Annotated in this window: 10 protein-coding genes; 5 read left to right on the top strand and 5 right to left on the bottom strand. The window is 58.9% G+C overall.

Features of this window, described 5'->3' with window-relative positions; translation table 11 throughout:
• A partial coding sequence (locus tag PMI18_RS02325; protein WP_007906990.1) for a DUF5801 repeats-in-toxin domain-containing protein occupies window positions 1–1493 on the top strand: 1493 nt, incomplete at its 5' end.
• Between the two features lie 149 nt (window positions 1494–1642).
• Here the strand turns inward: PMI18_RS02325 and PMI18_RS02330 are convergent.
• The 5 genes from PMI18_RS02330 to PMI18_RS02350 form a co-directional block, all read right to left on the bottom strand.
• Entirely contained in the window at window positions 1643–2395 is a 753-nt protein-coding gene (locus tag PMI18_RS02330) for a response regulator transcription factor (RefSeq protein WP_033036893.1), read from the bottom strand.
• 684 nt (window positions 2396–3079) lie between these two features.
• Window positions 3080–4459, bottom strand: a complete 1380-nt coding sequence (locus PMI18_RS02335) for a TolC family outer membrane protein (protein WP_007906986.1) — start codon at window positions 4457–4459, stop codon at window positions 3080–3082.
• Window positions 4460–4461: 2 nt separating this feature from the next.
• Window positions 4462–5775 carry an HlyD family type I secretion periplasmic adaptor subunit gene (locus PMI18_RS02340; RefSeq protein ID WP_033036892.1) on the bottom strand — a complete coding sequence of 438 codons (1314 nt, stop codon included), beginning with the start codon at window positions 5773–5775 and terminating at the stop codon, window positions 4462–4464.
• A complete protein-coding gene (locus PMI18_RS02345) occupies window positions 5756–7537 on the bottom strand; it encodes a type I secretion system permease/ATPase (protein ID WP_007906984.1) in 1782 nt (593 codons plus the stop codon). Before PMI18_RS02345 ends, PMI18_RS02340 begins: the two co-directional genes overlap by 20 nt.
• 376 nt (window positions 7538–7913) lie before the next feature.
• Window positions 7914–8936: an AraC family transcriptional regulator gene (locus PMI18_RS02350; protein ID WP_007906983.1), complete on the bottom strand. Its 1023-nt coding sequence runs from the start codon at window positions 8934–8936 to the stop codon at window positions 7914–7916.
• Between the two features lie 130 nt (window positions 8937–9066).
• On the opposite strand from PMI18_RS02350, the gene PMI18_RS02355 reads away from it, so the two are divergent.
• From PMI18_RS02355 to PMI18_RS02370, 4 genes are all read left to right on the top strand, one after another.
• Window positions 9067–10251 carry an acetyl-CoA C-acyltransferase family protein gene (locus tag PMI18_RS02355; protein ID WP_007906981.1) on the top strand — a complete coding sequence of 395 codons (1185 nt, stop codon included), beginning with the start codon at window positions 9067–9069 and terminating at the stop codon, window positions 10249–10251.
• 13 nt (window positions 10252–10264) lie between these two features.
• Window positions 10265–11116 (top strand): 3-hydroxybutyryl-CoA dehydrogenase, encoded by an 852-nt coding sequence (locus PMI18_RS02360; RefSeq protein ID WP_007906979.1) that lies wholly within the window; start codon window positions 10265–10267, stop codon window positions 11114–11116.
• A complete protein-coding gene (locus PMI18_RS02365; protein ID WP_007906978.1) occupies window positions 11103–11762 on the top strand; it encodes a TetR/AcrR family transcriptional regulator in 660 nt (219 codons plus the stop codon). Before PMI18_RS02360 ends, PMI18_RS02365 begins: the two co-directional genes overlap by 14 nt.
• Before the next feature lie 168 nt (window positions 11763–11930).
• A complete protein-coding gene (locus PMI18_RS02370; RefSeq protein ID WP_007906976.1) occupies window positions 11931–12611 on the top strand; it encodes a class I SAM-dependent methyltransferase in 681 nt (226 codons plus the stop codon).
• The last annotated feature ends 226 nt before the right edge of the window (window positions 12612–12837 follow it).

Below are 12837 nucleotides of genomic sequence, written 5' to 3'. Positions count from 1 at the left end.
CCACCGATCCCGATGATGCGACGAGCCTGAGCTCGGACGATCTGGTGACCCTGACGGCCACCATCACCGACAAGGACGGTGACAGTGCCCAGGCGACCCTCAACATCGGGCAAAACCTGATATTCAAGGACGACGGCCCATCACTTGCATTCGGCAACCTGATCGGCACCGGTAGCGTGCTGCCGCAATTCGGCTTCTGGGACCATTCGGCGGGCGCCGACGGGCTGGGTGCGGCTGGTCTGGATATCTCGGTGAATAGCCAGTTCACCCTCGTCAGACCAGACAATACGACCACCACCGGGACCGCCACGCTCACCGAGCAGTCGCCCTCACCGGACGGCAATGGCGCGTACCAGTTCGCCGGGACGTTAACTGGTGATTTCGACAACAACGCCGCTACAGCGGATACCAGCGTCGACTACACGCTGACCGCCTATGCCGATGGCCGCTATGCACTGGATCTGGTGCAAGGCTTCAGTTCAGAGATCGTGCTCAGCACTGCCGACGGCGCACTGGGTGCCGGCGGTCCGGATCCAGTGCGCACATTGTTAATTCCAGAGCAGGATCCGCCGACTATTCCTTCGCCATCCGAGGAGGTTGTGTTCTTTTCCGCGAAGGCACTTGCGTCGACTGCGGACATCCTGACCGGTATCGGGCTCGGAGAACCCGATCCCACCGAAACCACGCTACAAACCGACCCCCTGCCCTCGTACATCGACCCGTCGGCCATGAACGTCAGCACGGCCGGCATCGGCGTCGCCAATAACCTGTTCCAGGGAGACAACCTGGCCGCCATCGGCGTTGATGACGAAAGTTTCGTCGTCAATCCGGAAAGCCTGCTGACAAGCATGAGGGTCTTCATCGACAATTCCGTGGGAGGTTACAACACGGCAACCGAGGACCTGTACTACAGGGCCTACTACGAGGACGGCACGTTCTCGAACCTCATCGAAGTGAACACCCTGACTCCGGAGGCAGGCGGACAGGTATCCTTCCTCATTGAGAGCGATGGCACGAATCTGATCGACGCTGTTCAGCTCACGATGGCCCGAGGCGAGATCAAGATCCCGACGATCCAGTTCACTCAGGAGAGCGAGAGCCTGGCCAGCGATGTCCAGCTGACGTTCAACGCGACGCTGACAGACAAGGATGGGGACTCGGCGACGAGTACGTTCGACGCCAACCTGTTCGCCAACGACTTGGAAAATGCCACCTTCGACTTCACGCTGGTGGGTACGGGCGGAGAGCGTGATGCCTTCAACATCGATTTGTCAGTCGATGAGAACCTGTATCAGGTCACCGGCTTCGATGCGAACGCAAACCTGCGAGACGCCTTGGTGCTCAACGGCGACCAGAGCGCGGTTGTCCAGTCGATCGACAATACCGGCGCAGACAGCATCGTGACGGTTGCCGAAACGGGCGGACAAACAACGACCATCACCTTGGTCGGGGTCGATCTTCTGACTAGCGACATTGTCTTTGGCAGCGTCTGAGAAACGCGCGTAAAAAGATGCGAGGGTGGCGCAAGCCACCCTCGCATTGTTTTGTGCAGCTCCAGCACGATCGCATCAACCTGGGCACCCTGCGGCAGGCTACCGACAAGGACGGCGACACAGTAACGGCTCAGGCGCGCCAACGGGTGTCAGAACCTCTTGTTTTGACTGTTTTGACGTGAAACCAAATCCAGCTCCACCCACGTGGACTCGGGTGGCTTTTCGTTGTTGGTTAGCCCGTGCTTCAGCGCATACATCAGCAAATCGATACGGTTGATCAGATTAAGCTTTTGATAAATGTTGCTGAGGTGGTTGTGCACGGTGTGTTCACTAATGCCCAAGCGCCCGGCGATGCTCATGTATTTGGCAGACGGATCCCCCACAATGGCGCGAATCAGTTCCCTCTCGCGCAGCGTCAGCCGCGCCTGTTTTGCCTGCTCCAGATTGCATTTCAAGTGAATATTCCCGGCCGCGGAATAGCCGGAAAGCCCACCGGCCCAGGCCCTATCCTGTCCGGTGTCGCGGTGGTGGACCGTGATGATGGCCTGGATGATCGATTCCGTCGGATCTTCCGCCAGCACGATACCCCGTGCACCCGCTTCTATTGCCTGGGCAACGGGGACGGCTTCGTACAGTCCCTTGAGCACCAGCACTTTCATTTCAGCGTTGCGGGTGAGTCCCGCCACGACCTCCAGTGGGTTCAGCGCATCTGGAAAGAAACTGAAAAAAATTACATTGGGACGCAACTGATCGGCAAGATCCAGCGCATTGGTATAGGTGGTGGCCTGGCCGCTCACTTCCATCTGAGGCTTCCTGGCATTGATCAAATCTTGAAGGCCCATGAGAACGAGGGGACGACAATCGATCAGCATCACGCGTATTGGTTTTCTGTGGGTCGTCATTACTTTCCTGACTCCCTTGAAGAATTAACTCTAACCTCCCTCCCTTGGCCTACATGATCAGCAGCTCCCTCACCTGACCACCGTGATCGAAGGACAGATGCGAGCGCCGACAGGCCTAATGGTGCCCACCCGGCTATTTTATCCCTGGGGGACACTTCCACTGGCTTCACCGGCAGGAGTCACGGACGTTTCCAAAAGCCGGGCAAAGCCATCGAGGCAACATAAATAGGAATAATCATCAATAGCTTGCGCATGATTGATGTGCTCCCTCGAGCCGCTGAACTGAGTCTAGGCCAGCCCAGCGCGCTGCCAGCCCGCCCATCCGCCAGTCGTCGACTCAAGCCTCATGCGGGTAGCCCGGCCGATGTCCCCAAGGGTGTTCTCCCCCAAAGAAATCAAGGTGTTAGGCCCGCCCCCGGCGAGCGGCAACCAAACCTGATTCCGATCAAAATCGTCAATTAACCGACGAGTGGTGTAAAGGAAAACGCAGAATAAACTCTGACGTCAATTTATCGGCGAAACTCGCCTTGCCGAGCCATGGAAATGCTCCCTGTCTGGGTCTCGCCGCGGTTTTTTTCCTTGCGGTGCGTGCGGGTTACCGCATGACTGCGGTGCTCGAGTTTTTTGCGACAACGCCACGGCAACCACCACCTGAACTGCTGGGGGTTATGGCTCAAATTGGCGTCAGTGGGATGTGAGGTTTTGGCTGGAGCTGCCGGGACTCAACCAGGCATTAACGCTTTCGACACCCTCGGCAGGCGGCTTTCCCGCCCAGCGATTGAGGGTAAGGACATTAGTGACGAACTCATACTGCGTTTTGAGCAGGTCACGACGCGCCCGGAATTCGTTGCGTACGGTGGTCAGTACATCGACGGCATTGACCATTCCGTAATCGAGGGCTTTCTCTGCCGCCACTCTGGACAGCTGTGCCGAGGCCAGGGCGTTTCGGCTCGCACTGATCTTTTCTCCGCTCGAATTGGCGGTCAGGTAAGCGCTGGTGATCTCCTTGACCACCCGGCGCCGGATCGCTTCCAGTTCCTGCTCGGCGGTAATCTGATCCTGGTAGAGCCCACGGACCCGCGCCGAGGTCGAGCCCCCGCTGTACAGCGGCACCTGCACGCCAATACCGGCGACATAACTGTCGGTGCGTGGCGCCAGGGCATTGTTGTAGCCCTCGTTGGTCTGCTGCGCGCTCAGCGTAAGGCTCAGGGTCGGATAGTGCCCGCCCTTGCCGCTGCGCAAGGCTGCGCCCGCGGCTTCCACACCGCTCTCGTTGGCCTTGAGCGCCGGGTTTAGCGCTATACCCTCGCGCACCCAGGATTCCAGACTCTGCGCTGAAACCCGCAGTTGCACGTCATCGCGAATCCGGTTGAGCTTCTCCTTGACCGGCCGGCCGACGATCTCCGCCAGTGCCTCGCGACTGATACTCGCCTGGTTCTGGGCATCCAGTTCCTGCGCCGCCAGCAAATCTACCCGGGCCTTGAGGTCGAGCTGATCAGTAATCATTGCCAGCTGTTTTTCGTACAACGCATTGACTCGGTCCAGACTCTTTTGCGTGGTTCGACGCTCCGCCCTCACCAACTCCAGTTCATCTTCGGCCGCCAACGCGGCGAAGTAACGCTGCGCCAAGTCCACTGTGGCCTCGGCCTGGGCATCCAGCGCTTGCGATTCGGATTGCTTGGCCAGGCTTTTGAATTTTTGGTAGTTCTCCCACGCAGTCTTGTTGTAGAGGTACTGACGCAGCACCAGGCTGTAGTTTTCGCTATCGTAGCTTTGCTCCACCAGGTCGCTCTCCTGATGAATCCGATTCGTCCCGGCGTTGAGCGATACCTGCGGGAACAGCGCACCCATAGCCTCGCGCTGATGCTCCTTACCCGCCTGCGCTTGCGCATAGGAGGCCAATACCCGCGGATCTTCCAGCCGTGACTCACGGTACAATTGCATGAGGTCGGTGGAAAACGTCGAGGCGCTGACCCCGGTCGGCGTGGCTGCAGTGGTTTGCGCCAGGGCGGCACCCGCTGCAAGCATGAACACACCGCCCAGCAAAACTGCCGACGCGCTCATGGTTATTCCTCGATCATCGATTGAGCCATGGCATCGCGAGCCGGCTGCATCAAGTACTGCAACAACGTGCGTTGCCCGGTGATGATCAATACGTCCGCCGGCATCCCCGGCAACAACTTGCGCTCACCCAAGGTGCGCACGCCCTCCTCGGTTACCCGGACCCGCGCCAGGTAATAGGCCGTCCCGGCCTTTTCGTTGACCAGCCGGTCAGCCGATACGCTGCTGACCTCGCCTTCGATCACCGGCGTGGTCGAGCTATTGAACGCGCCGAAACGGATATCGGCACGCTTGCCGATGGCAACACGATCAATATCCACCGGCGCCACCTGGGCCTCTATGACCAGCTCGGAAACCGATGGGACGATATCCAGCAGCGGCGTTGCCGGGCTCACGACACCACCAATGGTGTGCACTGTCATGCCAATCACCATGCCCGCGTCGGGTGCGCGGATGACAATACGACTGAGCCGGTCCTCCAGGGACGAGGTTTTCTCTTGCAGGTCGTACATCCGGGTCTGAACCTCGGCCAGCTCCTTGACCACCTCGGTACTGAAATCCTTGTCGATTTGCAGAATCTGCAGCTGTGTTTCGTTGATCTGCAGACGAGTCTTGTTAATAGCGGACCGGTGATCAGCCACCTCCGACCTGAGCATCCCCAACTTGCGTTCCTGATCGAGCAGACGTTGTTTGTCCACGAACCCTTGCTTGAGCAGGTCGGTCAATTCAACGATTTCACCGCTGTAGGATTTCTCCAGATGAACCTTGGCAGCAATCATCGATTCCAGTCCCTTGATCTGTTGACTCAACTGGCCAATGCGCTCGCGCAACACCGAGATCTGACCCAGCCGCGAGCCCTGCCGGGCGTTGAATACCTGGGTCTCGCCCTGGCGCGCCTCCACGCCTCGCAGACTGTCTGGATCGGCTATCTCGCCAAAGCTGATCGCCGACAGTGTGTCGCGCTCAGCCCTGAGTCTTGCCTCCATGGCTCTGGTCGCGACCAACTGGCCTCGGCTCATCTCGTATTCGAAGCGCAACTGGGCATCATCAAGAATGATCAGCGGATCACCACGCTTGACGATGTCTCCGTCATGGACCAGTACCGCTTTGACGATGCCGCCTTCAGGATGCTGGACCGTTTTGCGGTAAGTCTGCACGGTGACCACCCCCGGCGCGTAAGCGGCACCGTCCAGGGGCGCAAGCGCCGCCCAGGTGCCGAACAGGCCGAAGGTCACCCCGACAATACCAATGCCCAGGCGGCGTGCTTTACGATCAGATATCGGCAGGCCGGCGAAGCTTTCAATTTGACGACTGGGCATCGTAGGGTTCATCAGCATCGCCCTTGCTGGTTTTGACCGAAGCCATGGTGGCGCCTGCCGACATGGCGTGCTTTTGTGCCTGCTGTTTCTGCGCGAGTTCGGCGAGTACTTGCTCGCGTGGCCCATAAAGACTGATAGCCCCTGCGTTCATCACCATGAGCCGGTCCAGTTGCGACACGATGTTGGTTCGGTGGGTAATGACAAACAGGGTCGCGCCGCTCTGCTTGATCTGCTGGATGGCTGCCACCAGGGCGCGATCGCCGACTTCGTCAAGATTGGAGTTGGGCTCGTCGAGAATAATCAGGCGCGGGCTGCCATACAGGGCGCGGGCCAGTCCGATGCGCTGGCGCTGCCCTCCCGACAGCGTGAGGCCCTCACTGCCAATGACGGTGTCGTAGCCATCGGGCAACTGCAAAATCATTTCGTGAACGCCAGCGGTCCTGGCAGCCTGAATGACTTTTACCGAGTCGACCTCGGCGAAGCGGGCAATGTTCTCGCTGATGCTGCCTTCGAACAGCTCAATGTCCTGGGGCAAGTAACCTATATACGGTCCAAGTTCATCTTTATCCCACGCGCTGATGTCCGCGCCATCGAGCCGGACCACGCCATGCAGCGGTGCCCATACCCCCATCAATGCCCTGGCCAGGGTCGATTTGCCCGCAGCACTGGGACCGATGATGCCGACAACGCAGCCGGCAGGTACGCTGAAACTCATGTTGTTGATGATCGGGGTTCTCGAACCAGGTGCCGCAACCACCAGATTCTCTACCTGCACGTGCCCCTGAGGCGCAGGCAATGACATACGCTCGGGCTGAGCCTGTTGTTTGTCGAGGATGTCGTTGAGACGGCCGTATTGCGAGCGGGCCGCAATAAAGCCCCTCCAACTGCCGATGATCAGATCGATGGGGGCCAATGCACGCCCTAGTAGCACGGCCCCGGCAAACACCAGGCCTGCCCCTACTTGATGATCCACGGCCAGGTACGCCCCCAGCCCCAGAATCAATGATTGCACCAGGATCCGGAACGTCCTGGACAGCGTGCTGACGATGGCACCTCTATCGCTGGCCTGGGCCTGTAGCAACAGAACATTTCTTTGCCGATGCCCCCAACGATCCATCAGGGTTTCAAGCATGCCCATGGACTCGATGACTTCAGCGTTGCGCAGATTTTTCGTGGTGTAGAGCGTCGCGCCGATATGTTCCTTGTTCGCCTGAGCCAGAGTTGGCCCCGTCAGCCTCTCATTGATAAACGCGAGCAATAACAACAGCAGCGCACTGCCCGTCGCTACCCAGCCAAACCAAGGGTGAAACATGAACATCACGGCGATGTAGATAGGCAACCAGGGCGCATCGAAAAAGGCGAACAAACCATTACCGGAGAGAAACTGTCTCAAACCCGTCAAGTCATTGAGCGACTGGGCCGAGGCATCCATCCCGCCACTGTCCAGAGCCCGTTTGAAACTGGCCTTATAGACCTGGCGACTCAGCAACACATCCAGCCGGGTACTGACCCGAACCATGATGCGCGAACGGATCCATTCCAGGGAGCCGAGCGTGATGATCAGCCCGGTCATGATCAGCGTCAGCATTGCCAGGGTTGTCAGACTTCCGCTGGCCATCACTCGCCCATACACCTGAAGCATATAGAAGGTAGGCACGAGCATGAGCGCGTTGATGAAGAAGCTGAAAAAACCAACAGAAATAAAGCTATCTCTACAGGCTTTCAACGCATTCTTCAGGCTGTTTTCAGGTGTGCTTCGCATTGAAACCCCTGCTCGTAAAAACCATCTTCTGGAGCTTAGATCATGCCGAACGACTGTGTGTAGCAATCGGCCGGAGTGCCTCCTCCCCACGACCCGGCGGTGAAGGGCGCAAGCGATCTGTGACGAAGCCAGGATGCTCTATAACGTGCTGTCGCCCTTATTGCGGGCTGGAGAGAGGTTTGGGGGCAGGTTACTGGCCAAATAGCGGATGATTGCCAGGCAAACGCGTCCTTCGTCGTGCGCCTTCCTTCGCTGATGGCAATCCGATAGTCGGCACCGACAGGCCGTACTTCGTCGCCCCATCAACCTGTTCGCCGATTAGCCAGACCGGCCCACCGCCTGCGAATGCGCAAGAGGATGCCAGGCCCGCAATTCATCAATCAATCGCCTCCGATGCCTGATACCGCACCCGATACCGCCCCGGGCTTTCCCCCGTCCACTTCTTGAACGCCCGATGAAACGCACTCGGCTCCTGAAATCCCAACTGTTCGGCAATATCACTGATGCTCGCCTTGCTCTGGCGCAACCGTTCAAACGCCACCGCGCGCCGCACTTCATCCTTGATTTCCTGATAGGAACAGCCTTCACGCCCCAGTTTGCGGCGAAAGGTACTGGGGCTCAGGTGCTGCTCCAGGGCGAAGGCCTGCAAGGTCGGCCACTCGCTGTAATGGCTGTGGCGCAGGCGCTGATGAACCTGCGACGCCAGCCCATGCTGGTTGCGGAAGCGGATCACCAGCCATTGCGGCGCGGTGCGCAAAAACACTTTCAGCGAGGCAAGGTCTTGAACCACCGGCAGTCGCAGGTAGTGACTGGCGAATTCGATTTCGGTGCGTTCGGTGCCAAAGGTCAGATTGGGGCCCCAGAGCAAGGCATCATCACGCAGCGACAAACGCTGATGGCGAAAGTCCGCACGATCGATAGGAATGCGCCGCCCGGCCAACCAGCACAGCAGACTGATCATCAACACCAGAAATGTTTCTTCGCCCAGCCGGCTGACCTCGCTGTTCTGCGAACGGGTCTGCAAGCTGATGACCGCACGCTTGCCACGCACACTCAACGTGCCACGAAAATCACGCAGGAACAGGGCGAAATTGGCCAGGCACTGGCGCATGGCTTTTTCCAGCGTTGGCTCCTGAATCAATGCCCGACAGATCAAGGCAAAACTGCCCGGTGGCATACCGTGGGAGTCCAACTGGAAAAATTCGTCGTTCAACTCACGAATCTGCACCAGCCACAACGCGGCGAAAGCCGTGGCCGGCACCCGTGCCGTCGGCTGGTCCATCAGTGCCGGATCAATTCCCACTTGTTCAAGCACTGACCGCAGACGCTGCGGTTCTTCACGTAGTGCATGGATCATGGGGTACATGAAGTAAACCGCCACCGAATCCGTTTCCCGCATTTGAATGCCTCTCTCGTTACATCTGAATATGGCAAAAAACGCCATCACCCTTGAACAGTTTTGGCATAGGCCAGTGGCGCTGCTGATTCTAGACTCGTGCCAACAAAAAAGACCTATTCAGAGAGCCAACATGAACCATTCCGATATTTTTGTAGTGAGCGCCGTTCGTTCTGCCATCGGCAGTTTTGGCGGTTCACTCAAGGATGTGCCGCCTATTCAGTTGGCAACCGACGTTTGCCGCGCCGCCATCGAACGTTCAGGCCTGGCGCCCGAGCACATCGGCCATGCGGTAATGGGCCATGTGATCCCGACCGAGGCGCGTGATGCCTATATCTCCCGCGCCGTAGCGATCAATGCCGGCCTGACGAAAGAGACGCCCGCCTTCAACGTCAACCGCCTGTGCGGTTCGGGTTTGCAGGCGATTGTCAGTGCCGCGCAAAGTTTGATGCTGGGGGATGCGGGCGCTGCGCTGGCAGGCGGCGTCGAATCCATGAGCCGAGGCGCGTACCTGTTGCCGCAAGCGCGCTGGGGCGCACGCATGGGCGACATGCAGGCCATCGACTACATGCTTGGGGTACTGCAAGACCCGTTTGCCGGTTTCCACATGGGTATCACCGCTGAAAATATCGCCGAGCACTATGGCATTACGCGTCAGGCCCAGGATGAATTGGCGCTGCTCAGCCAGCAGCGTGCTGCCCGGGCGATTGCCGAAGGGCGTTTTGCGGGGCAGATCGTGCCGATCGAAATTGAAACCCGCAAAGGGACGGTTACGTTTGCGACGGATGAGCATGTGCGGGCCGAGGTCAATGCCGAGCAATTGAGCCGCATGAAACCCGCCTTCAAAAAGGACGGTAGCGTCACCGCCGGCAACGCGTCCGGCCTCAATGATGGTGCCGGCGCACTGATCATGGCCACCGGGCAAGTCGTCCAGGAACAAGGCCTCAAGCCCATGGCCCGATTGGTGGGTTATGCCCACGCAGGCGTTGAACCTTCAATGATGGGGCTGGGACCGATTCCCGCCACCCGCCTGGTGCTCAAGCGTGCCGGTCTGACCGTTGCCGACCTTGATGTGATCGAGTCCAACGAAGCGTTTGCCGCCCAGGCCTGTGCCGTAGCGCAAGAGCTGGGCTTCGATCCGCAAAAGGTCAACCCCAACGGTTCGGGCATCTCGCTGGGCCATCCAGTGGGCGCCACTGGCGCGATCATCGCCACCAAAGCCATTCACGAACTGCATCGCTGCCAAGGCCGTTATGCCCTGGCGACCATGTGCATCGGCGGCGGCCAAGGCATCGCTGTGTTGTTTGAGCGGGTTTGATAAGGACATGCGCATGAATCTTCAGAACATTGGCGTCATCGGCGCCGGCACCATGGGCAATGGCATCGCGCAAGTCTGCGCCCTGGCCGGCCTCCACGTGACTTTGATCGACATCTGCGAGAGTGCCTTGCAAAAGGCAATCGCGACCGTCGATAAAAACCTCGATCGGCAGATCGCCAAAAACACGCTGACGCATGAGCAAAAGCTCGCTGCCCTCGACAAGATTCGCACCAGTACCGATTACAACAGCCTGCAAAACGTGCAAATGGTGATCGAAGCCGCCACCGAAAACCTCGACCTGAAACTGCGCGTGCTGCAACAAATCGCCGCGCAGGTCAGCGCCGACTGTGTGATTGCCTCGAACACGTCGTCGCTGTCCATTACCCAACTGGCTGCCAGCGTCAGTCAGCCTGAGCGCTTCATCGGTTTGCATTTCTTTAACCCGGTGCCGGTAATGGGCCTGATTGAAGTGATTCGCGGCCTGCAAACCAGCGATGCCACCCACGCCCTGGCGCTGGACATGGCGACCGCACTCGGCAAAACCGCAATCACCGCCGGCAACCGTCCGGGTTTCGTGGTCAACCGGATTCTGGTGCCGATGATCAATGAAGCGATCCTGGTGTTTCAGGAAGGCCTGGCCAGCGCCGAAGACATCGACGCCGGCATGCGCCTGGGCTGCAACCAGCCGATCGGCCCGCTGGCGTTGGCGGACCTGATCGGCCTGGACACCGTGCTGGCAATCCTTGAGGCCTTCTACGACGGCTTCAACGACAGCAAATACCGCCCCGCTCCACTGCTTAAGGAAATGGTCGCCGCCGGTTACCTGGGACGCAAAACGGGGCGTGGCTTCCATGCCTATGCCTGAGCGTTGCTCACGCTTCGCCGAACACCGGGACAAGGTGCTGGAGCTCTTTGCCAGCAAGGGTTTCGGTCAGGTCGGCATGCGTGAGCTCGCGACCTCCCTGGGGCTCGCCACGGGCTCGCTGTATCACCATTACCCCAGCAAGCAGCACTTGCTGCTCGACCTGATCGAGGAGTTCTACGAAGAGCTGCTAGCCACCCTGGGGCGCATCGAACAAACGGCCCCGGCAAAACGCGACAGACTCAACCAATTGATCAGCGCGCACCTGAATCTGCATCAGGAAATGCCTTGGCATTTTCGTCTGGTGGAGCGTGACAGCGGTTGCCTGAATGAAGAGCAACAGGAACGGATCCGGCAACTGCGCGAGCAGTACGAACGCAAGTTGCTGCTGATGCTTGGCGTCCGACCCCGACTCAGTGAACCGTGCCGGATGGCCGTCGGTCACGCCATTGCCACCTTGCTCAACAGCGCGCCCAGTTGGCTGACGCACTATTCGCTGGATGAACGAGAGCGCGATAATCTGCTGGAAAACATGGTGAGTGGCGCCATCGAGCGGTTGCTTGCGCCAAAACGCACGTGTGAGACGATAATCCTCGCCCCACCTATAGAAAAAACATCTAAAAAAGCCCGGATACCCGCCGCTTTTTAGCACTTTGCTATGCGAATCGATGCATCGCAATTCACTGATCCGTCCCGAATGAATCAGCAGCCCGCTAGAGCAAGCTCATGACCATTGGGAGCGCTACTGCTCAGACCTTATTTTTTACACCCGCATTTGTCCTATCCTTTCATCCATCCAACAACTCCGGACATCGAAATGCCTGCCCCCGAATCCACCCTCCTCCAGAGCTGGCACCACAACGCCCAGTCCTGGATCCAGGCGATCCGCACCGGCACCATCGAAAGCCGCCTCAAGGTCACCGACCAGGCAATCCTGCTGGCGGTACTAGGCCGCCAACCCGAGCGTGTGCTTGACCTGGGCTGCGGCGAGGGCTGGCTGTTGCGGGCGCTGGCTGAACGGGCCATCACGGCGGTCGGTGTGGATGGTGATGCGACGCTGGTCGAGGCAGCACGGGCGGCGGGCTCTTCGCGGGTGTATTTGGCGAGCTATGAAGAGTTGGTGGAGGCGAAGGTGGACATCGGCAACAACTACGACCTGATCTGCGCCAATTTCGCCCTGCTGCACCAGGACATCATCCCCCTGCTCGCCGCCATGAACGCCCTGCTCGCCCCTGGCGGCGCGCTGGTGATCCAGACGCTACATCCGTGGACCGCGGCGGCGGGCGATTATCAGGATGGTTGGCGGGAAGAAACCTTCACTGGGTTCAAAGGGCAGTGGCAACCCATGCCGTGGTACTTCCGAACATTGTCCAGTTGGCTCAATGCGCTGGACATGGCCGGTTTTCGGCTGGCCGGCCTGCAGGAGCCGCAGCACCCGCAAAGCCCTGTGCCGCAATCGTTGCTGTTGGTGGCGGAGCAACGGGGTGATTGCGACTGACCCGGGGCAAAAGGAACAATCTTGATCTCGTCCTCAACAAGCCCGACAAATGACGCACAAACAAAAACGCCGCTCAAGGAGCGTAATGCTGTAAGAGAGTTTGAATCAGAGAAACCTGTGGCGAGGGAGCTTGCTCCCGCTTGAGTGCGTAGCACTCACAAAAATTGGCAATGATTGTCAGATTTTTGGGGCCGCTACGCAGCCCAGCGCGAGCAAGCTCGCTCGC

This window comes from Pseudomonas sp. GM102, from assembly GCF_000282555.1.
Classification (GTDB): domain Bacteria; phylum Pseudomonadota; class Gammaproteobacteria; order Pseudomonadales; family Pseudomonadaceae; genus Aquipseudomonas.
This window is presented reverse-complemented; position numbering and strand designations above follow the sequence as displayed.

Coding starts and splice junctions, on each gene's coding strand:
- PMI18_RS02365 (WP_007906978.1), top strand. CDS start 11,103: ATGCCTATGCCTGAGCGTTGCTCACGCTTCGCCGAACACCGGGACAAG.
- PMI18_RS02330 (WP_033036893.1), bottom strand. CDS start 2,395: ATGACGACCCACAGAAAACCAATACGCGTGATGCTGATCGATTGTCGT.
- PMI18_RS02340 (WP_033036892.1), bottom strand. CDS start 5,775: ATGCCCAGTCGTCAAATTGAAAGCTTCGCCGGCCTGCCGATATCTGAT.
- PMI18_RS02360 (WP_007906979.1), top strand. CDS start 10,265: ATGAATCTTCAGAACATTGGCGTCATCGGCGCCGGCACCATGGGCAAT.
- PMI18_RS02370 (WP_007906976.1), top strand. CDS start 11,931: ATGCCTGCCCCCGAATCCACCCTCCTCCAGAGCTGGCACCACAACGCC.
- PMI18_RS02350 (WP_007906983.1), bottom strand. CDS start 8,936: ATGCGGGAAACGGATTCGGTGGCGGTTTACTTCATGTACCCCATGATC.
- PMI18_RS02355 (WP_007906981.1), top strand. CDS start 9,067: ATGAACCATTCCGATATTTTTGTAGTGAGCGCCGTTCGTTCTGCCATC.
- PMI18_RS02345 (WP_007906984.1), bottom strand. CDS start 7,537: ATGCGAAGCACACCTGAAAACAGCCTGAAGAATGCGTTGAAAGCCTGT.
- PMI18_RS02335 (WP_007906986.1), bottom strand. CDS start 4,459: ATGAGCGCGTCGGCAGTTTTGCTGGGCGGTGTGTTCATGCTTGCAGCG.